At 39.9% G+C, this 26175-nt stretch carries 25 protein-coding genes and 1 pseudogene; 14 read left to right on the top strand and 12 right to left on the bottom strand.

Translation table 11 applies throughout. The features are described 5' to 3' along the window. Positions 1–89 precede the first annotated feature (89 nt). A complete protein-coding gene (locus tag D0463_RS01140) occupies positions 90–1142 on the bottom strand; it encodes an acyltransferase family protein (RefSeq protein ID WP_117304162.1) in 1053 nt (350 codons plus the stop codon). Between the two features lie 273 nt (positions 1143–1415). Between D0463_RS01140 and D0463_RS01135 the strand changes: the two genes are divergently transcribed. Both D0463_RS01135 and D0463_RS20030 read left to right on the top strand, forming a co-directional pair. Next, positions 1416–3596, top strand: a complete 2181-nt coding sequence (locus tag D0463_RS01135) for a PAS domain-containing sensor histidine kinase (RefSeq protein ID WP_160118339.1) — start codon at positions 1416–1418, stop codon at positions 3594–3596. Between the two features lie 2 nt (positions 3597–3598). Further along, positions 3599–4096, top strand: a complete 498-nt coding sequence (locus D0463_RS20030) for a methylated-DNA--[protein]-cysteine S-methyltransferase (RefSeq protein ID WP_117304158.1) — start codon at positions 3599–3601, stop codon at positions 4094–4096. Positions 4097–4139: 43 nt separating this feature from the next. Here the strand turns inward: D0463_RS20030 and D0463_RS01125 are convergent, their stop codons facing one another. Beyond that, complete coding sequence (locus tag D0463_RS01125) at positions 4140–4583, bottom strand: YkvA family protein (RefSeq protein WP_117304156.1); 444 nt, start codon at positions 4581–4583, stop codon at positions 4140–4142. 228 nt (positions 4584–4811) lie between these two features. On the opposite strand from D0463_RS01125, the gene D0463_RS01120 reads away from it, so the two are divergent. Further along, on the top strand, positions 4812–4982 hold the full coding sequence (locus D0463_RS01120; RefSeq protein ID WP_117304154.1) for an aspartyl-phosphate phosphatase Spo0E family protein: 171 nt from the start codon (positions 4812–4814) through the stop codon (positions 4980–4982). A 503-nt stretch (positions 4983–5485) separates the two neighbouring features. On the opposite strand, the gene D0463_RS01115 is transcribed toward D0463_RS01120, so the two are convergent. The 3 genes from D0463_RS01115 to D0463_RS19260 all read right to left on the bottom strand — a co-directional run bounded on the left by D0463_RS01115 (position 5486) and on the right by D0463_RS19260 (position 8676). Next, positions 5486–6718 (bottom strand): MFS transporter, encoded by a 1233-nt coding sequence (locus D0463_RS01115; protein ID WP_117304152.1) that lies wholly within the window; start codon positions 6716–6718, stop codon positions 5486–5488. Positions 6719–6762: 44 nt separating this feature from the next. Then, positions 6763–8262 (bottom strand): PAS domain-containing sensor histidine kinase, encoded by a 1500-nt coding sequence (locus D0463_RS01110; RefSeq protein ID WP_117304149.1) that lies wholly within the window; start codon positions 8260–8262, stop codon positions 6763–6765. A gap of 258 nt (positions 8263–8520) precedes the next feature. Further along, positions 8521–8676, bottom strand: a complete 156-nt coding sequence (locus tag D0463_RS19260) for a hypothetical protein (protein ID WP_160118338.1) — start codon at positions 8674–8676, stop codon at positions 8521–8523. 378 nt (positions 8677–9054) lie between these two features. Here D0463_RS19260 and D0463_RS01105 point away from each other — a divergent pair. The 3 genes and pseudogenes from D0463_RS01105 to D0463_RS01095 all read left to right on the top strand — a co-directional run bounded on the left by D0463_RS01105 (position 9055) and on the right by D0463_RS01095 (position 12680). Continuing rightward, positions 9055–9879 (top strand): annotated as a pseudogene (locus tag D0463_RS01105) (IS110 family RNA-guided transposase). Positions 9880–10353: 474 nt separating this feature from the next. Further along, complete coding sequence (locus D0463_RS01100) at positions 10354–10794, top strand: MarR family winged helix-turn-helix transcriptional regulator (protein ID WP_117304147.1); 441 nt, start codon at positions 10354–10356, stop codon at positions 10792–10794. Between the two features lie 191 nt (positions 10795–10985). Next, positions 10986–12680, top strand: coding sequence for a M3 family oligoendopeptidase (locus D0463_RS01095; RefSeq protein ID WP_117304145.1), 1695 nt, complete (start codon positions 10986–10988; stop codon positions 12678–12680). Positions 12681–12814: 134 nt separating this feature from the next. Here D0463_RS01095 and D0463_RS01090 read toward each other — a convergent pair whose 3' ends face one another. The 3 genes from D0463_RS01090 to D0463_RS01080 form a co-directional block, all read right to left on the bottom strand. Beyond that, positions 12815–13165, bottom strand: a complete 351-nt coding sequence (locus D0463_RS01090) for a response regulator (protein WP_117304144.1) — start codon at positions 13163–13165, stop codon at positions 12815–12817. Positions 13166–13525: 360 nt separating this feature from the next. Next, positions 13526–13699 (bottom strand): YjfB family protein, encoded by a 174-nt coding sequence (locus tag D0463_RS01085; protein WP_117304142.1) that lies wholly within the window; start codon positions 13697–13699, stop codon positions 13526–13528. A gap of 189 nt (positions 13700–13888) precedes the next feature. Then, positions 13889–14671, bottom strand: coding sequence for a PAS domain S-box protein (locus D0463_RS01080; protein WP_117304139.1), 783 nt, complete (start codon positions 14669–14671; stop codon positions 13889–13891). A 196-nt stretch (positions 14672–14867) separates the two neighbouring features. Here D0463_RS01080 and D0463_RS01075 point away from each other — a divergent pair, with 196 nt between their 5' ends. Next, complete coding sequence (locus D0463_RS01075) at positions 14868–15914, top strand: YkvI family membrane protein (protein ID WP_117304137.1); 1047 nt, start codon at positions 14868–14870, stop codon at positions 15912–15914. A gap of 87 nt (positions 15915–16001) precedes the next feature. Here the strand turns inward: D0463_RS01075 and D0463_RS01070 are convergent, their stop codons facing one another. Further along, positions 16002–16673: a hypothetical protein gene (locus D0463_RS01070; RefSeq protein WP_117304135.1), complete on the bottom strand. Its 672-nt coding sequence runs from the start codon at positions 16671–16673 to the stop codon at positions 16002–16004. A 150-nt stretch (positions 16674–16823) separates the two neighbouring features. Further along, entirely contained in the window at positions 16824–17000 is a 177-nt protein-coding gene (locus tag D0463_RS01065; RefSeq protein ID WP_117304206.1) for a YkvS family protein, read from the bottom strand. Positions 17001–17265: 265 nt separating this feature from the next. On the opposite strand from D0463_RS01065, the gene D0463_RS01060 reads away from it, so the two are divergent. After that, positions 17266–17460, top strand: coding sequence for a hypothetical protein (locus tag D0463_RS01060; RefSeq protein WP_117304133.1), 195 nt, complete (start codon positions 17266–17268; stop codon positions 17458–17460). A 65-nt stretch (positions 17461–17525) separates the two neighbouring features. Here D0463_RS01060 and D0463_RS01055 read toward each other — a convergent pair whose 3' ends face one another. Next, on the bottom strand, positions 17526–18020 hold the full coding sequence (locus D0463_RS01055) for a sigma-70 family RNA polymerase sigma factor (protein WP_117304131.1): 495 nt from the start codon (positions 18018–18020) through the stop codon (positions 17526–17528). Positions 18021–18310: 290 nt separating this feature from the next. On the opposite strand from D0463_RS01055, the gene D0463_RS01050 reads away from it, so the two are divergent. Next, the gene (locus D0463_RS01050) at positions 18311–19048 is read left to right on the top strand and encodes an SDR family NAD(P)-dependent oxidoreductase (protein ID WP_174234269.1); all 738 of its coding nucleotides are present in this window, start codon (positions 18311–18313) and stop codon (positions 19046–19048) included. A gap of 41 nt (positions 19049–19089) precedes the next feature. Here the strand turns inward: D0463_RS01050 and D0463_RS01045 are convergent, their stop codons facing one another. Next, a complete protein-coding gene (locus tag D0463_RS01045; protein ID WP_254052681.1) occupies positions 19090–19929 on the bottom strand; it encodes a thermonuclease family protein in 840 nt (279 codons plus the stop codon). A 138-nt stretch (positions 19930–20067) separates the two neighbouring features. Here D0463_RS01045 and D0463_RS01040 point away from each other — a divergent pair, with 138 nt between their 5' ends. The 5 genes from D0463_RS01040 (at position 20068) to D0463_RS01020 (ending at position 26060) form a co-directional block, all read left to right on the top strand. Continuing rightward, positions 20068–20688 carry an ABC transporter ATP-binding protein gene (locus tag D0463_RS01040; RefSeq protein WP_254052680.1) on the top strand — a complete coding sequence of 207 codons (621 nt, stop codon included), beginning with the start codon at positions 20068–20070 and terminating at the stop codon, positions 20686–20688. 225 nt (positions 20689–20913) lie between these two features. Next, positions 20914–21699, top strand: coding sequence for an ABC transporter permease (locus tag D0463_RS01035; protein ID WP_117304126.1), 786 nt, complete (start codon positions 20914–20916; stop codon positions 21697–21699). A gap of 323 nt (positions 21700–22022) precedes the next feature. Continuing rightward, the gene (locus D0463_RS01030; protein ID WP_117304124.1) at positions 22023–22289 is read left to right on the top strand and encodes a phosphocarrier protein HPr; all 267 of its coding nucleotides are present in this window, start codon (positions 22023–22025) and stop codon (positions 22287–22289) included. After that, entirely contained in the window at positions 22289–24004 is a 1716-nt protein-coding gene (gene ptsP, locus D0463_RS01025) for a phosphoenolpyruvate--protein phosphotransferase (RefSeq protein ID WP_117304122.1), read from the top strand. Before D0463_RS01030 ends, ptsP begins: the two co-directional genes overlap by 1 nt. Before the next feature lie 139 nt (positions 24005–24143). Then, entirely contained in the window at positions 24144–26060 is a 1917-nt protein-coding gene (locus D0463_RS01020) for a BglG family transcription antiterminator (RefSeq protein WP_117304120.1), read from the top strand. Positions 26061–26175 lie beyond the last annotated feature (115 nt).

Here is a 26175-nt window from a genome sequence, read left to right as displayed (position 1 = left end):
CATGTGAAAGATAAGCAGAAATTATGTATTGATAATGTAAAGATTCGGATGATATATAAGAAAAAGCGTCCCGGGTCGGACGCTTTTCTCTATGTGGATGATTGTTTCTCCCATCTTTTCTTATAAAACTTAACATACATACGGATACTCGCCATTAATTTTTTCGTACGGGAGAACTCCAGTTCAATGACAGGCTGGGCGATTGAAGCAATGAACTTACTTGATAATATAATCGTGATGAGTAACGAAATGCCGGCGAGCATGACATAGTTTTCAAGGTTAGTGAAGTAACTATTGATCTCGCTTTCCCGGAAAAATCGGACGAAGAATCCGTGAAGCAAATAAACATATAAAGTCTGTTTCCCCCATTTTGTAAAGAAATATTGTCCTCTTGGAACAAAGGCCAGAAAGCTGAACACCATGACCAGGCTTAATCCATAGAAGCCAAGTCGTTTAAACATGGATATGATACTGATTGCCTCAAGTTCTGAGTATGGTTTAGAACCGAGCAGCCACTTATAGTTGATGTCGGGATTAATATAGAAGCCGGCTAAGACGACGGCCATGGTCACGAATGCCACGCTGCGGACCTTGATTGTAAACAGCTTTTTGATATGGTCTTTTGAAAGATGATAGCCAATCAAAAACATTGGGAAAAAGACAAACGTTCTCGACAGGCTTAAATAGTTGGAAACTGAATCTACATACCCGATGAGCAGGGCAACCATCAGCGCAATGAGGATACCTGTCGCCGGTTTAAGCTTGGAAAACCCAAGAAGCATGATATTCCAGCAAAACAGGCTGATCAGAAACCAAAGGGACCAATGCGGATCAAGAAAATCGACGGTCAGCTTGGATTGGCTATATAGATAATAATAATAAACCGTATAAACAAGCTGGAAAATGATATATGGAAGTATTAATTTTTTCGTAATTTTGGGCAGATACCCTTTCTCGTAAATCCCTTTGGCAAAAAAGCCGGAGACAAGGATGAAAGCTGGCATATGGAATGTGTATATCGTTTTATACAGGGAATAGATGAATTCATTATCGTTCACGTAAGATTTTAGCAAATGACCAAATACGACAAAAGCAATCAGTAAAAACTTTGCATTATCAAAAAAATAATCTCGTTGTCTCATGTTTCCCTCCGTTAATGCTTTTTTCAAAAATAGCCACGTTACTATTCTTAATACCCGCCATTATAGAAAATAAAGCATCTAATTAAACATGTAATTTTATCCAATCCCCAATCAACGAGTTTAAAAGTAAATAAGAGAGAGGATGTACGCGTTAACAAATAAAATGCATTAAAATACTTCCATTTACCCATTTTTCATTCAACTATAGGAAAATTAAACATCGATGTAGAATATTGGAGATTAAAAGTGGTTTTTCGGAGGATTGAGGCTAACGTGGATAATGAAGCCATTATTGGCTATAAAAAAGAAATTGAAAAATTGAATAATCAAATTGATCAATTTAAAGAATTAATCGACCATACATTGGAGTCCCTCATTTTAGTGGATAAAAATAGGACGATTATTTACGCTAATTTAGAAGCATGTTCATTGTTGAATATTTCAAAGGTAGATACCCCTTCCAGCCAGCTTACTGACTTCCTGCAGGATATCCCGGAAAATGTTCTCGCTTACCAGGAAAAAAAGATCTTTGAGGATGGAATTTATAAAGATGAGTGGGTTGTTCGGCTTCCTGAAGGTGAGAAAAAACAGATTGAATTTATCGGTTTGCCTTATGGCCGGCAGGGTGAAAAGATTTTCTATCGACTGCGGGACGTAACCGTGGAACGGGCGCTATTGCAAGAAAGAATGATGACGACCCAGATGTTTCTCGATGTGTTTAATAAAGCCGTGGATTGTATCATCATTTATGATAAAAATGGAGTCATCATTGATGCGAATGATTCATTTTGCAAAACGATGCTTTTGGAAAAGCATGAACTGGTAGGGAAGAACATCTTGGAATTTATTGCCCCATCTCAGGAAGAAGATTGGAGTAAGGGCATGGAAAAGGTAGTTTCTCTAGGGACTTGGACAGGGGAAATTGAAATGACCCCGGCCTATGGGAAAATCAGATTTGAATATTCTACGAGCTCTAATATATTTAACAAGCATTATATGTCGATTTTTAGAAATATAACGGAAAAGGAAATCTTTGAAAAAAAACTTAAAAAAAGTGAACAAATTTTTTCCGACTTATTTGACCAAACGATGGATGCTATCGTTTTTTGGGATGAAAACGGTTTTATTTTTCGAGTGAATGATGCGGCTTGTAAAATTTTTGAATCAAAACGCGAGCATCTTGTCGGCAGGCACATCTATGCTTATGTTTATAAGAAAGATAAAAAGTTCAAGGCTATGGCAGAAGCTTTCAATGAAAAGGGAGAGGTCAGGGATGAGCTTCTTTATTACATGCCGAACGGTCAGTTAAAGCTGCTTGAATTAACAGCTAAAATGCATTCCAGTGAAGGCTATAACATTACAATTTTTAGGAATGTCAGTGAACGGTGGAAGATTGAAAAAAAACTGAGGAAAAGCGAGAAAAAGTTCCGGAAAATATTCGAGGGTTCGTTGGATGGAATGTTACTCTGGAACAAATTCGGCTTTGCGGATATTAACGAAATAGGTGCGAATGTACTTGAGTTGCCGAAAGAAAAAATCTTGTCCATGACGGTGGATGAGATATTACAAATGATCCCGGAAAATATTCAAAAGCTGAACAGCCATATCGAGAATGTCATGGAGAATGGACAGGATAAAACCATCGTTCCGATTACTTTTGAAGCTGGGAAAATTAAATACATCGAGTTTTCGACGAGAAAAAATCTGTATTACGGATTGCATTTGACGATATTCCGGGACGTAACCGAGCATTTGGAACTGCAGGAGCAAATCCGCAAATCCGATACGTTAAGCGTTGTTGGGGAGCTTGCTGCGGGAATTGCTCATGAAATAAGGAACCCGATGACTGCTCTGAAAGGGTTTATACAGCTCCTGCAAAGCAGCGTGAAGGAAGACTATTCAACCTATTTTAATGTAATCACTTCAGAATTGCAGAGGATTGAAAATATTATCACTGAATTTCTGGTTCTGGCAAAACCGCAGGCAATGAGGTACTTTAAACAAAATTTGAATGGGATCATGACTGAAACTCTGGAACTGCTCAGAGCCCAGGCTTTGTTGGACAATATCCAATTCCATACTTCCTATGAAGAAGAGGAATTTTTGATTTTCTGTGAAGGGAATCAGTTAAAACAAGTTTTTATCAATATTATTAAAAATGCGATAGAAATTTCGCCGGATGGCGGTCATATTTACGTTGCGATTAAACGGGAAGATGAGGAGCATGTTCGGATTTCGATTAAGGATGAAGGAGGAGGGATTTCGGAAGAAAAAATCAAAAAGCTAGGAGAGCCTTTTTATACGACAAAGGAACGGGGAACTGGACTCGGGTTGATGGTTAGCTATAAAATAGTAGAGGAACATCAAGGATGGGTTGAAGTGGAAAGCGATGAAGGTAAAGGCACAACGTTTCATATCCTTCTTCCGTTCACTATGAATCAAGAGGAGTTATAACTATGACATCTTTATTTTACAGTGTATATGAAAACCCGCTCGTCGGCAGGTTATATCTTATTGCAAATGAGAATGAACTGATTACCATTTCAATAGGGGAGCCGGATTTTCTTCAACGCTGCAGGAAGTACCCGTGCAGCCGCAAGGATGAATTGCCCGTATTTTCCAGACTCGCTTCCCTTTTTGACCGTTATTTTTCAGGTGAAGATATCGAATTTCTTCTTCCGCTATATGGCAGCGGCACTGAATTTCAAAAAGAGGTATGGGAAGAAATCAGAAAGATTCCGTATGGTGAAACAAAAACATACAGTGAAATTGCGAGGTCAATCAATCGACCCAAGGCTGTAAGAGCGGTGGGACAAGCAAGCCGCGCTAATCCGTTTCCCTTCATTGTTCCATGCCACCGAGTGATTGGCAAGAATGGGTCGCTGACAGGCTATGCTGGCAGTAAAACCCCTATAAAAGAAAGACTTTTAAAGCTGGAAATGGCGATTATCTAAATAGAAGCGGAAGCACTCAGGCAAAGGATGCTCCCGCTTCTGATTAATTATTTACTTCTTTCGGCTGGTTCACGATTACCTCAACGATATTGCTTTGATTATCTTCCCATTCTTGGAAGGTGTCCAAGTCCTTATCAACCTGCGAAATCACAAAACCGATTAATGCTACATCATCAAGAATACCGAGTCCGAATAGAAAATCAGGGATGACATCTATAGGCGAGACGAAATAAATGACCGAAAGTAAGATCATGAATAGAGATCGGTAAGGGATTTCACGATATTCGCCCTTGGCCCATGCTTTTAACATGTTAAACATCGTCTGAAGCCGTCCCCAAACCCCCTTTAAGGTCAGTTCGTTCTTTTTCGCTTTATTCGTTGCTTTATTTACGAGACCCTTCGTTTCGTTTTTGTTATTTGCATAATGTTTTGCTTCGTTTTTAAAAAGAGAATAGGCCATTTTGGTAAAAAACATTTTGCGCAGCATTCTATCATCCCTCCTTTTTACATTCTTATAGTATATTACCACCAACCAGCAAGAAAAAACCTGCCAGGTTTTTCGGGAGTGACGAAATTCACTTTCGACAAAATAAATATATTGTCATAATATCGGAAGTTTTGTCTATCTTTTGCGAATCTGTTTACAGCTATTAAATATTTTGTAATAATCCTTTAGTATTCTGTTTATTCATGTGAGGAGGATGTGTTTTTAACCATGGAAGGGAAAAGAATTGCCGAGGTATATTCAGAAATCCAAATAAAACGCTTTGAAATGATTGAAATTGCGGAGATGTACGGGCTGACAGATGATAATACCATCCGTACAAGCCAGGAGCTCGACCAGCTCATGAATGAGTATCACTATTTAAAGTATTCAGCTAGTTAAGTCACGATATTTCCAGCAGTGTCACGAGTAATTCTGCAGCTTTTTTTTTATCAGGGCGAGACGGTGCGTTTTGAAGTCCAGTCGATTCCGGTCTCATTTTATCAGTGAACAACTGTCTCTGACCGATAGACCTTCTTGGTAAATTGTACAAAGTGATTGTCATCGTTTTTTCATCGAATTAAATTCTGCTTTTGGAATGCTCCAAATCTATATGCGGTATGTTGTTTTCCATATTGTCATAGTCAATACCCCTAAATAAACCCCGATTACAGGGACTCTGGCTTAAGCACCAGCAGGGAGATGCCCATTGAGTATCTCTCTGAATCCGTCAGTAATCGATCCCTTGATAAATAGAATCGATACGGTGGACCTGTCTGATAAAACAGTGCCAATTAATACATCATCATTGACTTGCCTTTCTATAAACGAAAATACTAAAATCAACGGTTGTTCGAGAAAATTTCCGCAACGAAAAAAGAGACAGGCAACAAAAAAGTCGTGCGTCAGACTTCTTTTGGATACCATTTCTTCAAGGTTTTATCAGATGGTAAGAAGAAACCGATCATCCCAAGGAGCGGCAGGAAACCGACCATCTTGATCATGCTGCTGATCCCAATGGAATCTGCGATTGAGCCTAAGGCAACTGATCCTACCGCACCCATTCCAAAGGCCAGGCCTACGGTTAATCCCGCCATAGTGCCCACCTTACCAGGGACAAGCTCCTGCGCATACACGACCGTGACGGAAAAGCTGGTCATAATGATAAAACCGCTTATCAGCAGTAAGATGAATGTTGCGGTAGGGCTGGCAAACGGCACAAGAATCGTGATAGGCGCACTTCCGACCAGCGAAAATAAAATAACTTTCTTCCTGCCGAACCGGTCAGCTAGCGGGCCGCCAACGAAAGTGCCCAGCGCTCCGGCAGCCAGGAAGGCAAAGATGAAGAATTGGGCTGTTTTAATAGTGAATGAATATTCCCCAATTAAATAAAATGCATAAAAATTTGTGATACAGGCTACGTACCACGAACGGGCAAAAATGATGAACAGGATTAAAAATAGCGCGATTCCAATCTTTTTTCCGATTGTGGATCTGCCACCTGTTTTCTTATTTGTTTTCTTTGGCTGAAAATAGATCAATTGGCCAGAATACCATCTCGCTATGTACATTAATAATAAGACCGCTGTAAAGGCCACAGGTGCGAACCAGAGCGCTCCTTTTTGTCCAAAAGGAACAAGAACAATTGCCGTTATCAGCGGAGCAAGTGCCTGCCCGGTGTTGCCCCCAACTTGGTAAATCGATTGGGAAAGTCCTCTTTTAGGACCACCGGCCATGAAAGCGACCCTTGAACCTTCTGGATGAAACACGGCAGAGCCGATGCCGATTAAGATAACGGACAAAATAACTATATAATAGTTCGGCGCTAACGCTAACAGCACCATCCCAGCAAGCGAGCTTGTTAGACCGATGGGCAGTGCGAATGGCAGTGGCCTCTTATCTGTATACCACCCGACCACAGGCTGCATGATAGACGATATAATGTTTAAAGCGAAAGCGATCATTCCAAGTTGCGTATAGCTTAATGACATTGTCTCCTCAATAATCGGAAACATAGCCGGAACAACAGCCTGAAGGGAATCGTTCAGCAAATGGCAAATTCCAATAATGAATAGCACATTATAGGCAGTGGTCTTTTCAGCTGGCATGTTTTTAACTGTTTGGGCTGTGCTGGACATAAACGAAGCTCCTCACTAATTATTTCTATCAGAAAGTGTCTGGGTCACTCTTCATTGGCGGTTGGAATCGAGATAACCGCCCGGGTGCCCTGATTTTTTTTGCTTGAAAGGTGTATGCTTCCGTGAAACTGTTCGACTATCCGCCGGCACACATAGAGTCCCAGACCGGTCCCTGACTCTTTAGATGAATAGAAGGGATCAAAAACATTCTTAAGATTTTCTTCTGTCATCCCGTATCCTGTATCGGTAATGGTAATAATGCCCTTACCCGGTTGATGCGATAATTCTATCATTAGGTCTCCACCATCCGGCATGGCTTCAAATCCATTTTTGGCAATGTTCAAGATGACTTGCTTTATTTGATCGGACGAGCCAATAGTGAAAACCGGATTCTCAGGCAATAAAACGGTAAGCGAAACATTATAAAGGTTTGCCTCCGACTCAAGAAGAGGCTGTAAATCGTTAAGAGCTGTTCTAATATCAATAGTGGCCAATTTTTGCGCTGTTGGTTTCCCCAGGACAATAAACTCGCTGACAATGCCGTTTATCCGTTCGATCTCTTTCATAATCACGGAAAAATAAAGTTGGTCCTTCTCATCTGTGTATTTCTCTTCCAACAATTGGATAAGCCCTTTAATGCCGGTGAGCGGGTTTTTAATCTCGTGGGCAGTGCTCGCGGCAAGAGTGCCGACAACCTCGAGTTTTTGAGCATCGATCAGTTTTTTCTGTCTCTTGGTTGCTCTGCTAAGCAACAGGTACTTAACTATTAAGAAAAGGACATGGGCCACAATCACTGCATAAATAAGGCCGCTAATGAGGGACTTATAGTCAAACATTTTCATTTCAGGATCCATTTTTACATGTAAATGCCATGATACCTCATCGAATGGGATAATTACCGAGTTGTTGTTTTCTGCCTGTTTGTTATCAGGATTGATTTCCAGAATAGATTTGTTCTCTTTATTTTCAACGCTCACTGTATAATCAGGAGTCAGAATGGACATGACATTTTCCATGTAGTCGATTCTGATCTGGGCCATTACAAAACCGTTCACATTGTTCTCTGTGTCGAGAATCGGAGCTGTTATAGAAAAATAATTAAAGGTTTCCTGCTCATTTACAAGTTTATCAGATACTACTGGTTTCTTAGTGTGCAGGACCGTTTCGATATTGGGTTGGTCCATTAAGCGTGTATCGATGAGAATTTCATTTGTTCCCGTTATTGCATATCCTTCTGTGTTAAGCCAGTACATACCGGCATAGCGGGGGTCTTTATTACTTGCCCGGGACAGAAGGTCCTCCATCTTCTGCTCGTCATCTTGGAGTGAGGTACCGCTTAAAGCCAGAATCTCAAGATTGTTTTTTGTTTCCCTTATCACCTGATCTAAAGATTGATGATGGATGGAGCCCACCCATTCGGCCTTTTCTTTCAGAGAGGTGCTGGTTTTCTTTTCTAACTGAATAAAATATATATAGCAAAAAATGAGGAGTGGCAATACGACAACGCTAATATATAAAATGATATTTTGCTTGTTTTTAAACATTATCCCCCGCTACTTTTTTGTTTTTTTCATAGTATAACAGATGATGTAATGAATCAGCAAAAAGTGCTGATATATCAGTGCCTGCAAGAGTTTAAAGCATGCCATCAAAAGGTGGAAATCACATTTATTGCGAGTTTCCCATAAAAGAATGCCTCCGAATTGGTTTTTAATCTCTTCGGAGGCATTCTTTATCTTTTTTTACACATTAGAGGCCTAACTTTATCGATAATTATCGCTTACCAGCGGGCTGACAAGATACTACTGTGTTAACTCGTCATCTGTGGCGATAGGTTGAATCTCATTTGTACTGCCCTTTTTATTTTTTTCTTTTGAAGAATTCTGAGCCTCTAGTTCATCCAGTTGCTTATTTACAGCTTGAGATTGAATCATATGACTCTGATTTTCTTTCTTCATCATCCATACCTCCTCGTATATTATGTTTAGGCCCTTTTTATTGGGCCCCGATTTTCTTGCTTTCCCTGCAGTCTATAGTCAAATAACTTGGGCGTCCCGAGATATTTCTAGATAATGATAGTAGGATCATTTGGGACAATTCTTTTACCTCCTGTGGATCAACCACATTAAAAGACTGTTTCTCAGTGCACGCGCGGGTCTTCCTACTCGCAGGCTGTTCCCCCTGAATCTCGAACCTAGATGGTAGTAGCTCTAGGGCGGCTTTCGAATCAGGGTGAGTTCTGATACACAAGGTTGCTGGTCGGCATTCACACTAGAGATATCTCGAGGCGTCCAAGAAAGCACCAATGATTCTAATTTGAAAGGAGGGGACAACCCGTGAAATTATTTGTTGGATTAGATGTTAGTTCTTTTGATATCAAAGTTTGTTTATTAAATGATGATAGTAAAAAACTAGAAACTCTTACTGTTTCGAACGATTTACCTGGTGCCACTTTTCTTCGAGATCGTCTTTTAGAAAATGCTAAGAATCAAACCATTCAAGCACTTAAAATTGGCTTAGAATCCACATCCGTCTATAGTTTCCATCCATCCATGTTTTTACGTCATGACGAAGCGCTTACAAGAATCGCTTCGACAATCCAGAAAGTGTGGCCCAATCCATCCAAGTTCTTCGTATCGCTTAGATAAGGTTATGGAAGACTCGATTGACCTTCTCCTTGGTACGTCAATCGAAGTGATACGAACCCTTCAGAAACACGTCAAGGAGCTTGATAAAGCAATTGAACGCATAATGGCTTGCTTAACACAGACGATTCAATCCATTCCCTGTATAGGACATGTGTTCGCAGCTGGTATAATCGCAGAGATCGGTCAAATTGAGCGCTTTGATGATGAAACTAAAATAGCTAAATACGCCGGTCTTTACTGGCGAAAACACCAATCTGGACGTTTTACTGCAGATGACACTTCACTTTCACGTAACGGGAATCAATACCTAAGATATTACTTAGTTGAAGCCGCTAACTCAGTAAGAAGGCACATACCCGAGTATCAAAACTATTACGCGAAAAATTCAGTGAAGTTCCGAAACATCAGCACAAAAGAGCAATCGTTCTAACCGCAAGAAAATTTGTGCGTTTGGTGGATGCGCTACTACGCAATTACCAAATCTACACGCCTAAAAGGAGCGTAAATGGATGAAGTGAAACGACCTTCTAAATCCTTTTAATCAATGCTAGTAATTACCATAATTTTACTGGCTTAGTTTGGTGATGCCTTTTTCTCAGTTTTGTTCTTTGATAATCAAATAATCCATTATTTTTTGTTTGACATAATACCGCAGGTCTTTGCCTAAAAATCATTCCTAATTATCATGAGGAAATGGTTGCAGATTTATGCAAGGTCTAGTTTTTTTGTAAGTTGTGCAATAGTTTAAATTAAACAAACTGGAAAAGAATGTGAAGAAAAATAGGCAGCATCCATAATTTTAGAAGGGATTGACATGGCTGAAATCCAGACGTAGGCCACACTGCAAGCAGTAACAGTAAACCACATTCATAACATTGCGCTACGACGAATTGACAAACCAAAAGATAACTCGTATAATAACCTTTAATTCGAGATATTGAAATCCCGATATTTAAAATTTAGATCTTTTTAAAGGTTGTGAATGAATTGAATCAAAATAGTATTAAGCAATCCCTGAAATTGTTCATCGTTTTATCAAGAGCGCATAGGTCCATAAATGACGTGATAAATAAGTATATTGCGGACCATGGCTTGAATCCAACTGAATTCGCTGTTATGGAATTGCTTTACCATAAAGGAGATCAGCCGCTGCAGCAAATTGGCGGAAAGATACTGCTTGCGAGCGGAAGCATTACCTATGTCGTAGATAAGCTTGAAAAAAAAGACTATTTAAGGCGGGTTGCTTCTAAAAATGATCGCCGAGTAACCTATGCTCAAATCACGGATAAAGGGAAGGCATTTATCGAATCTGTTTTTCCTGAGCACGAGCAAAGAATCGATGAAATCATGAGTACACTAACTGATGAAGAAAAAGAAACAGCCATCGAATTAATGAAGAAATTAGGGCTCAATGCCGCAAACAATTGAAGCGATTAGTAAAAAATCCCCTTTAGTAGGGGGATTTTTTTGTAGATAGGAAAGTATAAGCTTTACTATCTGCTTCGCCTTTTCGTTAGCCAATGGACAAGCTTGTTTCTGGAGAATTTTATTTAATATGATTTTTGCTTGTTATATAATGGAAGACGATAAAGAATTACAGAGCATAAAGGAGTGGTTTTGTGAAGTTTGATCAATACGAGTATAGCCGTCCTGATATGAAAGAAGTGAAGAGAGCATTCACTGAAGCTCTGGGGCGTTTTTCAAATGCGGAAAACGTAGAGCAACAGAGCGAAGCAATGGATGAAATCAATGGGATACGAGACAACGTAAGCACAATGTTCAATATTTGCTACATAAGACATTCTATCGATACGAATGACGAGTTTTATAAGGCGGAAAATGATTATCTAGATGAAATCGCTCCAGAGATAGAAGAGCTTATTTCTCAATATTATAAGGAGCTTGTTGGATCCAGGTTTCGCAAGGATTTGGAAACGAAATGGGGGAAGCAGCTATTCGCCCTGACCGATGCCCAGCTGAAAACCTTTTCTCCAGAAATTATCCAACTTCTACAAAAGGAAAATAAGCTGTCAACTGAATATACGCAGCTGATCGCCTCAGCGAAAATTATGTTTGAAGGCGAAGAACGCACCCTTCCTCAGCTTCAGCCATTTGCCGAATCTCCCGACCGGGAAATGAGAAAGAAAGCCAATGCAGCGAAAAATGGATTTCTTGCAGAAAATGAGCGGAAATTAGATGAAATCTATGACAAGCTTGTCAAGGTGCGCCATGAGATTGCAAGAAAGCTGGGCTACAAGAATTTCGTTGAACTGGGCTATTATCGGATGGCAAGAACCGATTACAATGCCGAAATGGTCGCTAACTTCCGCAAACAGGTGGAAGAGTATATCGTGCCGCTATCAAGCAAGCTCCGCGCGAGACAGCGCCAAAGAATCGGACTCGACGAGCTGAAATTCTATGATGAAGGCTTCGAGTTTCAAACAGGAAACGCCGTTCCAAAGGGAGAGCCGGAATGGATCATCGAAAATGGCAAAAAAATGTATGAAGAGCTCTCTTCTGAAACGAAAGAATTCTTTGAATTTATGACCGACAATCAGCTCATGGACCTTGTTTCTAAAAAGGGAAAAGCCGGCGGGGGATATTGTACCTTCATCGAAGATTTAAAAGCTCCGTTTATCTTTTCCAATTTTAACGGGACTTCCGGCGATATCGATGTGCTCACTCATGAAGCAGGACACGCGTTCCAAGTATACAGCAGCAGAAAATTTGAAATTCCTGAATACTACTGGCCAACTTATGAGGCGGCTGAGATACATTCGATGAGCATGGAGTTTTTCACCTGGCCGTGGATGGAATTATTTTTCAAAGAAGACACTGATAAGTATAAATTTTCGCATTTAAGCAGCGGACTGCTGTTCCTGCCTTATGGTGTAGCTGTCGATGAATTCCAGCATTTCGTCTACGAAAAACCTGATGCAACGCCAGAGGAAAGAAAGAGCGCATGGCGTGAAATCGAGAAAAAGTATTTGCCGCACCGGGATTATGATGGCGATGAGTATCTCGAAAAGGGCGGTTTTTGGCACCGCCAGGGACATATATACGGTTCGCCCTTTTATTATATTGACTATACACTCGCACAGATTTGTGCCTTCCAATTCTGGAAACGCTCAAGGGAAGACCAGCAAGCAGCCTGGGCAGATTATTTGAAGCTCTGCCAGCTTGGCGGAAGCCAGTCGTTCCTCGGATTGGTGGAGGAAGCTAATTTGCAGTCGCCGTTTGAGGAAGGGACCGTGCAGGCTGTTGTTGAAGGGATAGATGAATGGCTCGCATCTGTTGATGACAAGGATTTGTAAGACAATAAATGAATATGATTAGTAAAAAAGCTACCCGCAACAACATTTATTGTGATGGGTAGCTTTTTTACTACATTATGAGTATTAATTATTTGCGATAAAAGTATGTTTGACAATTAAATTAATAGTTTATATCAATGGTTATTAAGGATTTTGTTGAGATTATCAAAAAAGGGCTTAACAATGAAATCTTTTGCGCCTAGTCTTAAAGATTCTTTTATTAATGGCTGTGTCCCTAATGCAGAACACATCACTATTTTTGCATGTTGATCATACCTAATAATTTCTTTTAATGCATCCGTTCCGGAAACAATAGGCATGGTTACATCCATTAAAACAATATCAGGATTAAAATTTTTATACTTTTCAATCGCTTCCAGTCCGTTAACGGCTTCAGCGATAATTGAGAAATAATTTGCGTCCAGTTTTCTTTTTAATAACATTCTCATGAAGTGGGAATCATCAGCTAGTAAAATGTTTTTCAATCTAAAGAACACCTTTCTAAAAAATAAGGGAATTAAGGAAAGCGCCATTTTATTTACTTATAAAAGGAAAAATTCCTTTCGGCTCCGTTTCCATATCATAAACGCTTAAGGCCCGAACATTACTTATTTTACTCTTATAAAGTTTGCGCTTGTACGTATATTAACACAAGAAAATTTCACAAGATATACAAAGTAGTAACACTACTACTGATTTTAAGAAAAAGTACCAAAAAAGAAAACGGAAGATAATTACGTTTCCGATGGAGAAAGGAATATCTCGAGCAGACCAACTGATGATGTAAAAACGTCGATGGAATACAGAAAAAACGCATCCATTTATCATGAATGCGCTACAAAATCTTATACTTTAAAATCAATTGATTTTCCTAAGTTTGGATGAGGAGCCTGGATCATTTCCATCAACTGGTTTGCACTTTGTTGTGAAGTCTCCATGATTTTTTTATTCAAAGCAATACTGACACTTTGTGCAAGAGCAGCCTGATTCATACCTATTGATAATGCAGCAATATCCAAGAACTTCACCTCCCTGGTTTTAATATCGGTCACTTAGTCCAAAAGATAAATAAAAAAATAAGGAAGCAGTATCGAAGCAAAAAAAAGCAGAATAAAATAGTATGTTTAGTAAAAAAACATTAAATAAATGATTGCGTTTCCCCATAAACAGATAGTATCTCTAGTTAAGTCTTGGAATCAGCGGATCTATTAATTAATATCTAAATGATATTTTACTGCTTCTTTTACAGTGGCCATCGTATTTGTGGAAGAAAGATCGACTCCGTTTTCCACTGCTATCTGGGCAAGCTCTGGTCTTATCCCAGTAATAATCAAATCAATGCCAAGCAATCTCATAATAGCTGTAATTTTCATGAGGAAATCAGAAACTATTTCGCAAAAATTATAAATGCCTGAAAAATCAATGACTAAACATCTAACCTCTTCTTTTTTAATTTTAGATGGAATGGATTCAAGCAAATGATGGGCTCGATCAATATCTATTGAGCCTACTATGGGAAGGACGGAAATACCATCCAAAACAGGTACTAACGGAGTAGAAACCTCATAAATTTCCCTCTTGTGTTGTTTCTCTTCTTCTTTACGTTTTGTTATATCTCTAAGGGTGGTCTGAATCGCTCTTTGATTTCCAAATACTACGGGATGACAGTACAATTCAACATCGACCAGCTTACCATCTAGTCTAAATATTTTTTCTTCCATAAGTTCACCCGATACATTTTCTGTCATCGACTTATGTATTCTTTCCTTTATCGCAGGTTTGCTGGCCTCCCGGTACCGGTCCAGTAAACAGGAACCAATAATTTCTTCTTTAGTCCCTTTTAAATTTTGTGCGCCTGATTGATTCACATACAAGATTTTATGATCGGAGTGTATGACGATTGTCTCTACAGAATATTCAACAATTTGTCTATACATTAACTCTTTTTCTATGACTGATTGATTCATATTACTAAAAATATCTTTTTCCATATGATTCACTCCCTTCCTTAAAGTGTAATTCATCTAACAGGATACAACAAGGAGAAGACTAGGAAAACCCAACCAACGCCCGTTGAAGAAGGAAACAAAAGATTCGCCTGAGTCTAACAACAACAAAACTTCATTATTAAATGGCTTGTCTAAATAAGCCTACCTCTACATATAAATGTGGAGAGGAGGGGGAAGCATGCTGTCAAGGTGGTCAGGCTCGTTCCAGATTGCGGCCGTTTATGTCGGGACTGTCGTTGGTGCAGGATTCGCAACTGGCAAAGAAATTTTGGAGTTTTTCACTCAATACGGATTTTATGGCTTTATTGGAGTATTAATAGCGGGGTACATGTTTATTTTTACCGGTACAAAGATGATGCTTCTTTCCTCAAGGGCTGGTGCCGCTACGTATGAAGATTTTAATCGATACTTATTCGGGAAAAAAATCGCTCCTATCGTGAACGTTATTTTTTTACTTATGCTCCTGGGTGTTACGTCGGTGATGATCTCAGGTGCGGGAGCTGTTTTTGAGGAGCAGCTGGGGGCATCGAAAAATACAGGGATTGTTATAACGATCATACTGGCATCCATTGTACTTATTCTGGGGATAAAAGGATTATTTGCCGTTAACTCATTCGTAGTACCGGTGATGATTTTCTTTAGTCTTATGCTTTGTTTTTTTGCCATCAAAGGTGGAGGATTTGTCGATTCCTTTTTAAAATTGCCGGAAGAAAATTTGAACTGGAAGATGTTCCTTTCGCCGTTTGCTTATATTGCGTTTAATCTTGGACTTTCCCAGGCTGTACTTGTACCGGTTGCACACGAAATCGGTGATGAACAAACCATTAGGAACGGGGGAATATTGGGCGGGATTTTTCTGACAACGATTTTGCTGTCAGGGCATTGTGCGCTGATTTCTTTGCCTGATGCGTCCATTTATGAAATACCTACTGCTGAATTGATAAAAAATGGGGCAGCGAATTTTTATTGGATTTTTATTTTAGTGGTTTACGGGGAAATCTTCACATCATTAATCGGTAATATTTTCGGATTGCAAAGGCAAATCAGCCGTACATTCACTCATATTCCGAACATCGTCATCGTGCTATCCATCTTTTTTATCACATACATAGTCGGACGAATCGAATATGGCAGACTTCTCGGGTTTCTATATCCTTCATTTGGTTATATCAGCATGCTATTTTTATTCCTTGTCTGGAAAAAGAAGTTAAAAGAAGACATATAAAGACCATTCGCCGAGTGTTGAGCCTTTTAAGGCGAAAAAAAGAATGCGGCGTTTGTTCCGCATTCTTTTTAGGGATATTGACTGTTCTTATTTTGTTTTTAAAATCGTTTTGCCCATTTCTATAAAGGCCTTGCGATGATCGGCGCTGCTTGTAGTGAAGATCGTCATCCTTACAGGGGCTTTTGGATTTTTTATTAATACAGACGTCACTTTTTCATCTCCAACCGTGACTTCCTCTAGAATAGCGTTATCCATTTTAAGGCCAGGTTCAGTTACAGGCTTAACATCGTCACCAATCGCCTTAAGCTGGTTCCGTGTATTTTCTTCGGTTTCAGCCCAGTTCACATTGTCAGGCAGCAATTCAATTCGAGCATTTACACCCGCATCGCTTTTAAATTTTAGGATGTCCTTCCCTGGTTCCTCAGCAGTTAATTCGTAGTTGGGAAGTACATATAAGCTAAAGTTTTGGTTGCTGCTGTTTACAAGAAAAGCTGTTTCTTGTTGTTCTCCGCCATTTACCTGATACCGCAGGTTTTGCTCCATGAGCCGGACAGCAGTTGATTCATCTTTATTTGGCTCTTGTTCGTTGTTCTCTTCAGTAGTTTCCTCATTTTGATTATTGCTGGAAGTGTCTTCCTTTTCTTCTGTATTAACTTCTTTTTTCTCTTCCTTGGCATTTTCATTTGCCTCTGTTCCACATCCGCTTAATAGTAGACCGATAATCGAAAATCCAAGTAACATGAATTTTAATTTACCCATGCTTTTGCCTCCTGTCTATGTATTCGTATTTTCAGCAATTTTCCAGGAATGAGCCTTAGAAATGTGTTGCTATTAAAATAGACGAGTTTCTCCATTAAAAGTTACAAAAAAAGAAAACTCGAAGGTTAGAGTTTTCTTGGGTAATTATACTCATTCAATGATCTGATAGTTTTTATGGTTAACGACTGTTTTTTGTTCCAGCTCTAGATCGCGATAATTCTCCATGTAAGTAACATCGACAATCACTGAATTTTCATTTACTTTTTCTACAATTCCTCTAAGTCCATCACGAAACTCGATTACATTGCCTACTTCAGCTATTTTCATTGCGACCATCCTTTGCGATTCCTATTAAAGCGTTTCCCATAGGTGAGGTTTCTGCTGCTGTTCAACATGCCAGAGAGTGTATCAAAATTGGAGATAATATACAGTTTGCACTATTTTACTCAGCTCGTAAAGAAATTAGTTCTTTCATTCCATTTCCAAAAAAACATCAAGATTCCCTGTTGAAGTTTTCGCTGCATCGTGGGAAACTAAAAAAACTACGTATGGGCAAATGGTATATCGTTTTGCTTTTCAAGGAGGAAGCGTTTTGCAAGAAAATGAAGCTAAAGAAATTCTCGATAAGCTTGCGAGCAGAGAATTGGAAGAATATACGATCAGTAAAGAAGAGTTTTTGGCCTTTCGCCATTTTCTTTTACAAAGAGAAGATTTCAAGCATTTTAGAGGGATCGCACAGCATGGTGGAGAAGTAGTCTATCAATATCTCGATGAACCGAGAAGCTGAAAGGGAGCCATCTCATGGATAATCCATGAAGATGGCTTTTTCTAATAGGTTTTTCTAATTAAGAACTAGACGAGGAATTCGGCTGAGTTTTTTCTTAGCTTTTTTAGTGCCGATTGTCGCCATGATTTCACTGCTGGCACACTTACACCGAGTTGTTCGGCGATTTCGGACTGTGATCTTTCTTCTTGAAAAGTCAGGATAAGCCAGTGTGCCTGGTTTCTCGTTAACCCATCACAATAAAACTGCAAATTTTCGATCAAAAATGGTTCATCTTTTACCATAAGCTTTTTGCTGATATCAATCGACTCTATATCAAACGGTTTATTCCTGCCGTCATAGCGATTCTCCTTTCTTAACTCATTCAACATTCTTCCTTTCACAATTAGATAGGCAAAATTATGAAAGCTTCCTTTCGTCAGATCAAACTTGGTTTGAGCTTCCCACAACGCAATCAGACCAATCTGAAAAAATTCCTCTTTGTTTTTGTAAATGGATAAAGTTCTAATGATTTTGTGAATCATCGGAGAGTATTGGTCGGCAAGCTTTGAAAAATCCTCCATTTAGTTTGCACCTTTTGAAAAGCGCGCTTTTCACTTATTCCCGGGTGTCTACAATGTAGCGGGATTTTTCAATACCTGCGAAATAAGAAAGTGAGGTTTATTACAGATAAAACGATGAATTTAATCACTTTTCCTAGGAGAAAATGAAGATTTGTAGAGGTGAAAATACAAAAAAAGACTTTTTGTGAATTTATCAGAACTTTCTGGCATGTTGCTTCTGGTTTTCCTTGAAGACATGTTGGGGTACATAATGTGAATAATAGGTATGCGATTAATAAGGAGATGAAATGATGAGCTTTGTAAATAAAACAGTATTGGTTACAGGAGCCGGCAGCGGGATTGGGAAGGAAATTGCCTTACACTTTGCTAGGAAGGAAGCCAAGGTGGTTATTGCGGAACAAGATGAACAAACAGGATTAAGGACGGCAGAAGAAATACATGCCTTGGGAAGTCAAGCTATTTTTGTCAGGACGGACGTAATAGATGAGAAAGAGATTAAGCATGCCATTGATGAAACAATCCGCCATTTTGGCAGTCTGGATATTTTAATCAATAACGCGGGCGTGTCCAAATTCAAGCCTTTATTTGATTTAAGTGTTAGCGAGTGGGATGACATTCTCGCGATTAACCTGCGCAGTGTTTTCATTGCCTCAAAGGAAGCGGCAAAAATCATGAAACCGGGATCATCGATCGTGAATATGTCCTCCTCAAGAGCATTTATGTCGGAACAAGGTACCGAGGCATATTCTGCTTCAAAAGGCGGGATCATCGCGATCACCCATGCTCTTGCGGCTTCATTAAGTGAGCACCGAATACGTGTCAACTCGATCAGTCCCGGCTGGATTGAAACTGGGGATTATGAGGAATTATCAGAGGAAGACCATAACCAGCACTGGTCGAAAAGGGTAGGAAAGCCTATTGATATTGCAAAGGCATGCGTGTATTTATGCGATGATGAAAACGACTTTGTCAACGGGGAGAATATAACCGTTGACGGCGGAATGACAAGAAAAATGATCTATAAATAAAACGAAAAGGGTCCCCCATTGCCGGGGGACCCTTTAAAAGATTATCGCTGCGATTTCCGAAAGCCTGCTTCCTCCGCCTCGGCCTCCGTACAGAACATTTCTTCCGGTTTTGTTATGCCATAATATTGACCTGATGGAACGTGATAAATTTTTTCGCCTCTGGAGTTGATATTCCCTTTAATTTCACACGAAGAGGATTCACTTATAGCCTCATCTGCTTCTGCAACCGTGCTAGCGGACGAATCATCGAAGCCCTGGGCTGTCGCATAATTTTCTAGCGACCATATCCCGAGCTCTTTTTGCCTGGCTTGTTCTTGAAGCTCTCTGAATTCATCGATGTATTTCGTATTTGGAGCGTATACATAAGCGACTCTCGCCAATCCGTTTTCGAGCAATTTTTTATTAACACTTTCACCGTTTACATAGAAATAAGCAAGCAGTCGCCCATACTTATCGCGCTCGCCAATGCCGGGTTCGACCTCTATATGTGAACCGGCCGGCATCAGTTTTTTTGCAAATTGGCTCGCTTCCTTCCCGTAAGGCTGCACCGGCTTTGAGGGGTGGACTGTTTCAGGTGTATCAATTAACAATAGCCTTACCGTCTCTTCCTGGCCATTATCCATTTTTATCTTTACTGTGTCGCCATCAACGACTTTAACTACTGTTGCGAGAAAGGTTTTCCCTTTTGCTTCTTTTGGCTCTTTCTCATTTAACTCCGTGCCGGTTCCTGAATCCGTTGGTTGTTTGTCCTCAGTGTTAACAGCCGGGGTACTTTCTTGTTCCGGCACAGGTTTCTGTTCTTGCTGCTGACAGCCTGTCAGCAAAAAAATCATCAGGATCAACCAAACCGCATGTTTAGAAATTGATAAGGCATTCTGCATTTTCATGTCTCCATTCTTGGTGAATCAGATGTGCTTGGCTGGCAAAATGTTATATGATTATAGTACCTTACGGATATAGGAAAGAAAATGAAAAAATCTGCGTCTGCATACAGTACATAGAAATCGAGGGTTTAGCTGATGAAAAAAGCCGATATGTTTTATCTCAAGGATGTAAGTTACAAGGATATAATCCAGCTAGAGGAATTGAAGATTGGTGAAGGAATCGTAACATGTATAGTTGGACAAAGCGGAGTTGGGAAAACATCTCTCCTCAGACTGTTAAACAGGATGAACAATCCAAACGGGGGACAGATCTTTTATAAGGGAGAATTACTCGAGACAATCGAACCGGTTGTCCATCGAAGAAAAGTAATGATGCTTTCACAGACTCCCCTTATATTCCCAGGGAGCATTGAGGAGAATTTACAGATTGGATTAGATTTCTCTGAAAAAACCGCAGGCACAAAGGAAGAGTTTAAGAGAGTGTTACATACTGTTATGCTGGACAAGCGGTTGGATGATGATGCCGAAAAGCTTTCAGGTGGAGAAAAACAACGCTTGGCGATGGCGCGAATGTTGCTTTTGAAACCGGAAGTTTATCTACTCGATGAGCCAACTTCTGCTTTGGATGAAGAATCGGAAATGGCGATGATGAACCGATTCATCGAGGAAGCCAAGAACAATCAAGGAACGATTATTATGATTACACATTCGAAAATGCTGGCGGAAGGATATGCGGATGAAGTCATCAATTTGTAAAAACAATAACAAGATAATAAGTAGAAATTACAATTTAAAAGCTGTTGACATTATATTTTTGGCTCATTCATGTGAAACTAAAGTTTCACAGGCCTTTCAGCAAAGCTGAAAGGTTGCCCCAACTGCATAGTCAAAGGAGAAAGCGCGCTTTCTCTTGGCCTATGCAGTTGGAGATAAAATGTGCCAAAAAGTAACGATACTATGTATCATAGATAGGAGCGTTAAATGGATTCTAAAGGAATTATTGATATCGAATTATGGAGGCTTGGCGCTGCATATCTGTTTGTTATTATTTTGCTGCTGATCGTGAAATGGAGAGGGATTTCACGCGAGAGAAGGATTATTATCGCTACAGTGAGGATGACTCTACAGCTCGTGCTGGCGGGATATGTTCTGACTTATATATTTGATAATCCGCACCCGCTGTTATCGATTGGTTTTCTTTCTCTCATGGAGATACTTGCGATCAGAACCATTTTTAAGCAGCTGGATCGCAAGCTTAATAAAAAAATCAAGCTGGCTATTGTCATTTCGATGGTAGTCGGTCCGCTGGCCGCTTTATTATACTTTAATGGGGTGGTCATCCATTTTCAGCCATGGTATGAACCAAGGTATTTCATCCCGATTGCCGGGATGATTATCGGAAACGCGATGACGGGGATTACCTTGGGAATGAAAACGTTGCTTGAAGGATTGACGAATGAAAGGGATCGGATCGAAGGAGCGCTCATGTTAGGGGCTACTCCTTCCAAAGCGGTGAAGAGATATACGGATCGTGCTTTTGATTCAGCAGTCCTGCCAACATTAAACAACATGCTCGGAATGGGTATTATTTTCCTGCCTGGAATGATGACAGGACAGATATTGGCCGGCATAAGCCCGATGGTGGCGATTGAATATCAAATTGCGATTTTATTGGGGATATTAGGCAGCGTTTCTTTGGCGGTTATTTTGTTTATATTGCTTGCTTACCGGGTCTTTTTTACAAAGGAAGCCCAACTGGATATTTAATGCAGCCATTTATTTTTGAACAGAATGTGAATCACGGGATGACCCTCCTTCGAATCTTGCGTTTTTTATTTGATTTACATGTGATTATTATGTAAATTGTAATAGTAAGAATAAATGATGTATGCATTGTCTGACAAAGGAAAGATAGCTGTTTTGGGACATATCATTTTTGAAAATGCTTTCATTTCCAAAAGCTTTTTTCTCATTTTTATAAAATAGAATTATCCCAAGCTGGGAAACATGAACATATAAAAATTCTATACGTGTAAAAGAAAAGGTAAGACAGGCTTCATCAAATCAATCGTTTAAGGAGAATGATCACGATGGTAGAGAAAACGTTTAAAGTTATTGCAGAAACAGGTATTCACGCTCGCCCGGCAACATTGCTTGTACAGGCTGCAGGAAAATTCGACTCCGAAATTAACCTTGAGCATAAAGGAAAGAAAGTTAACCTTAAATCGATTATGGGCGTCATGTCACTTGGTGTCGGTAAAGATGCGGAGATTACGATTTCAGCTGAGGGAAGCGATGAGCAAGACGCATTGAACACGCTTGAAGAAACTTTGACAAAAGAAGGTTTAGCTGAATAATGTCTACATTATTAAACGGCATTGCCGCTTCAAACGGCATTGCGATTGCAAAGGCTTATCGATTGATCGAACCCGATTTATCGGTATCGAAACAAACCATTGAATCAGTTGAAGAAGAACTATCAAGATTTCAAAAGGCCGTCGAAACTTCAAAATCCGAGCTTCAGAAGATTCGCGACAAGGCTGAAACGGATTTGGGAGCAGATAAAGCAGCCATTTTCGACGCACATTTATTAGTTGTAAGCGATCCTGAAATGCTGGGACCGATTGAAGAAAAAATAAAATCCGAAAACATTAACGCGGAGTTTGCTTTAAAAGATACAGCAGATATGTTTATCGCAATGTTTGAACAGATGGACAACGAATACATGAAAGAACGCGCTGCCGACATTCGCGATGTGACGAAGCGAATCCTTTCCCACCTGCTTGGTGTTCAAATACCCAATCCGAGTATGATCCAGGATGAAGTGGTTATCATCGCTGAGGATTTAACACCATCAGATACAGCTCAATTGAATCGTCAATTTGTTTTAGGTTTCACAACTGATATTGGAGGGCGCACTTCCCATTCCGCAATTATGGCCCGCTCTATGGAAATTCCCGCGGTTGTAGGAACGAAAGCGGCGACTACCTCAATTCAAAATGGGGACATGGTCATCGTGGATGGCATCAATGGTGAAGTCCATATCAACCCGACACCTGAACTAATCAAAAAATATGAAGAACAAGCAGCAGCATATGAACAGCAAAAGGCTGAATGGGCTAAGCTTGTGAATGAAAAAACTGTTTCTGCTGACGGACATCATGTTGAGCTTGCAGCAAACATTGGCACACCTAAGGATTTAGAAGGTGTAGTGAACAATGGTGGGGAAGCGATAGGCCTCTACCGTACAGAATTCCTGTATATGGGACGAGACCAGCTCCCTACTGAAGACGAACAGTTTGAATCTTATAAAGCCGTTTTGGAAGGCATGAAAGGAAAACCGGTTGTCGTCCGTACGCTTGATATCGGCGGGGATAAGGAATTGCCTTATCTGGATCTTCCTAAGGAAATGAACCCGTTCCTTGGTTACCGTGCCATTCGCCTGTGCTTGGATCAGCAGGATATTTTCCGGACGCAGCTGCGCGCGCTGCTTCGTGCAAGCACATATGGGAATCTGAAAATCATGTTCCCCATGATCGCGACACTAGGGGAATTCCGTCAGGCCAAAGCGATTCTTGAAGAAGAAAAGCAAAAGCTTGTTGCTTCCGGCACCTCTGTTGCCGACGGAATTGAAGTCGGCATCATGGTTGAAATTCCGTCTACCGCAGTAATGGCCGATACATTTGCTAAAGAAGTGGATTTCTTCAGCATCGGGACAAATGACTTAATTCAATATACAATGGCCGCTGACCGGATGAACGAACGGATTTCATATTTGTATCAACCATATAATCCGGCGATCCTGCGTCTTGTGAAAATGGTTATCGATGCCGCGCATAGACATGGCAAATGGGCCGGAATGTGCGGAGAAATGGCCGGTGACGAGACAGCTATTCCTGTATTGTTGGGGCTGGGTCTGGATGAATTCTCAATGAGTGCTACATCGATATTAAAAGCACGTTCACTCATCAGTAAATTATCAAAAGCAGACATGGAGAAGCTTGCTGAATCTGTTTTAGATTTAGATACAAACGAAGCGGTCATGGAAGCTGTGAATAAAGCAATAAAATAAGAAAAATGGCTGATTACTTTTAAAGTAATCAGCCATTTTTGTATTCATCAGCAAAGGGAAATGAATGAAGCTTGTCGAAGTTGCTTTATTGAGGAAATGAGAACGTTTTGTACAGTATTTTGGGAAAGCAGGGATTTATATGCTGAATGGCCGAATGATTGCTATTTTACGAGAGCTGATGTCTGCTGAGACAATGATAACAAGTGAATATTTGGCAAATGTTATTCAAGTTACATCCCGGACTGTTCGCAATGATATGAAAGAGCTGACTTCTTTGGTCGCCAAATATGGTGCTGCGATTAAATCGATAAGGGGCACAGGGTATAAGCTGATCATCCATGATGATCAGCTTTTTCGTAAGTTTCTACTCGATGTTTCGAATCATCAATCATCAACACAGGGAATCAGACCGACTTCCCCTGAAGAGCGCGTACAATACTTAATTAAGCGGCTGCTGCTCATAGATAAATACGTTAAATTAGATGATTTGGCCGATGAATTATATGTCAGTAAATCAACCATTCAAAATGACTTGCGGGATGTTAAAAAAGTATTAAACCATTATGAATTAGTGTTACATAAGCGCCCAAATTATGGTGTGGAGTTAAAGGGCGACGAAATGAAAGTCCGGTATTGTATGTCGGAATATATCTTCAACCAAATAGGAACCCGGAAAGAGAATTATTCGATACTCCCTAAAGGACAAATGACAGCAATCCGATCCGTTGTCCTGGAACAAATAAAGGAAAATGACATTACATTATCCGATATTGGACTTAATAATCTTGTTATCCATATCGCCATTGCTTGCAGGCGTATTCAAGATCAAAACTATGTGATGTTACGCCCCAATGAGATTGAAGACGTGATTAGTCAAAAAGAATATAAAGTGGCGAGCGAAATAGTTGGGAAAATCGAGAGCGGTTTGGAGCTTATTTTTCCTCAAGAGGAAATAGCCTATATTGCGATTCATTTGTTAGGCACTAAAATGATTACCCACTTAAACATTGGTGATGAAGAAATTCCGAACCTGATTGATGAGGAGATTCATAATCTTACCATTAAGATTCTGGAGAACATTGAAAATAAATTACAGTTGGACATCGTTAACGACAGAGAACTGGCAGTTGCAATAAGTCTGCACTTAAAGCCTGCGATTAATCGCTACCGTTTTGGAATGAATATAAGAAATCCCCTGCTTGCAGCCATCAAGACGAACTATCCGGTTGCATTTGAAGCAGGAATCCTTGCGAGAGCTGTATTAAAACAGGAAATGGAAATAGACATCAATGAAAATGAAATTGGGTATCTGGCCCTTCATATTGGGGCCGCAATGGAAAGGAGAAGAATTGATAGACAATTAAAGCGTTGTATCATTGTGTGTGCTTCAGGAATTGGGAGCGCCCAGCTTTTAAAATACAAGCTTCAGTCAAAGTTTGGTACGAAACTGGAGATTGCCGCAATAACCGAATATTATAAGCTGAGCGAAACAGCTTTGGATGGAATGGATTTTATCGTTAGTACCATTCCAATAAGTGACTCATTGCCGATACCGATTATTATAGTAAATACGTTCCTTGGCGGAAGCGATTTTGAAAAGATTGAAATGGCCATGACTGAAAGCCCAGAACAAACCATAACATACACAAAGGAGGAACTGGTATTCCTTCAAAAGAAATTCGATACAAGAGAAGAAGTATTATACTTCTTAACGCATCAGTTACACGTACTGGGCTTAGTGAGTGAAACGTTCATTGACTCAGTATTAGAAAGAGAAGCCTTATCGCCGACCAGTTTCGGAAACCTGGTAGCGATCCCCCATCCGCATATCCCACAGACAGATACTACTTTTTGGACGATATGTACCTTGCAAAAACCTGTAACCTGGGAAGATAAGCCTGTTCAATTTGTCTGTTTACTGAGCGTGGAAAGAAATAGTACAGCTGATCTTAATAAGATGTATAGATTATTAGGAAACGTGATTGATGATACCAATAAGATACAAAGATTATTGAAATGCAAAACCTATAAAGAATTTATCAAAGCCTTTATGTAAGAGGAGAACCTCAATACTGAAGATAGTTTTTTTTTAAAACCGTCCTTACATATAGTTTTCCGTTAAGCAACGGAAAAAGAATGAGTGTAGATGAAAGCGTTTTCATAATAAAATT

Origin of the sequence: Bacillus sp. V59.32b, from assembly GCF_003429085.1 — a bacterium.
Taxonomy (GTDB): Bacteria; Bacillota; Bacilli; order Bacillales; family DSM-1321; genus Peribacillus.
This window is presented reverse-complemented; position numbering and strand designations above follow the sequence as displayed.

Excerpts from the sequence above, each read along its gene's own strand:
- D0463_RS01140 (WP_117304162.1), bottom strand. The coding sequence starts at position 1,142 with ATGAGACAACGAGATTATTTTTTTGATAATGCAAAGTTTTTACTGATT.
- D0463_RS01070 (WP_117304135.1), bottom strand. The coding sequence starts at position 16,673 with ATGGGTAAATTAAAATTCATGTTACTTGGATTTTCGATTATCGGTCTA.
- D0463_RS01045 (WP_254052681.1), bottom strand. The coding sequence starts at position 19,929 with ATGCAGAATGCCTTATCAATTTCTAAACATGCGGTTTGGTTGATCCTG.
- D0463_RS01080 (WP_117304139.1), bottom strand. The coding sequence starts at position 14,671 with ATGGAAAAAGATATTTTTAGTAATATGAATCAATCAGTCATAGAAAAA.
- D0463_RS01075 (WP_117304137.1), top strand. The coding sequence starts at position 14,868 with ATGCTGTCAAGGTGGTCAGGCTCGTTCCAGATTGCGGCCGTTTATGTC.
- D0463_RS01120 (WP_117304154.1), top strand. The coding sequence starts at position 4,812 with ATGGAAGGGAAAAGAATTGCCGAGGTATATTCAGAAATCCAAATAAAA.
- D0463_RS01065 (WP_117304206.1), bottom strand. The coding sequence starts at position 17,000 with ATGAAAATAGCTGAAGTAGGCAATGTAATCGAGTTTCGTGATGGACTT.
- D0463_RS20030 (WP_117304158.1), top strand. The coding sequence starts at position 3,599 with ATGACATCTTTATTTTACAGTGTATATGAAAACCCGCTCGTCGGCAGG.
- D0463_RS01115 (WP_117304152.1), bottom strand. The coding sequence starts at position 6,718 with ATGTCCAGCACAGCCCAAACAGTTAAAAACATGCCAGCTGAAAAGACC.
- D0463_RS01055 (WP_117304131.1), bottom strand. The coding sequence starts at position 18,020 with ATGGAGGATTTTTCAAAGCTTGCCGACCAATACTCTCCGATGATTCAC.
- D0463_RS01125 (WP_117304156.1), bottom strand. The coding sequence starts at position 4,583 with ATGCTGCGCAAAATGTTTTTTACCAAAATGGCCTATTCTCTTTTTAAA.
- D0463_RS01110 (WP_117304149.1), bottom strand. The coding sequence starts at position 8,262 with ATGTTTAAAAACAAGCAAAATATCATTTTATATATTAGCGTTGTCGTA.
- ptsP (WP_117304122.1), top strand. The coding sequence starts at position 22,289 with ATGTCTACATTATTAAACGGCATTGCCGCTTCAAACGGCATTGCGATT.
- D0463_RS01020 (WP_117304120.1), top strand. The coding sequence starts at position 24,144 with ATGCTGAATGGCCGAATGATTGCTATTTTACGAGAGCTGATGTCTGCT.
- D0463_RS01035 (WP_117304126.1), top strand. The coding sequence starts at position 20,914 with ATGGATTCTAAAGGAATTATTGATATCGAATTATGGAGGCTTGGCGCT.
- D0463_RS01050 (WP_174234269.1), top strand. The coding sequence starts at position 18,311 with ATGAGCTTTGTAAATAAAACAGTATTGGTTACAGGAGCCGGCAGCGGG.
- D0463_RS01030 (WP_117304124.1), top strand. The coding sequence starts at position 22,023 with ATGGTAGAGAAAACGTTTAAAGTTATTGCAGAAACAGGTATTCACGCT.
- D0463_RS01040 (WP_254052680.1), top strand. The coding sequence starts at position 20,068 with ATGAAAAAAGCCGATATGTTTTATCTCAAGGATGTAAGTTACAAGGAT.
- D0463_RS19260 (WP_160118338.1), bottom strand. The coding sequence starts at position 8,676 with ATGAAGAAAGAAAATCAGAGTCATATGATTCAATCTCAAGCTGTAAAT.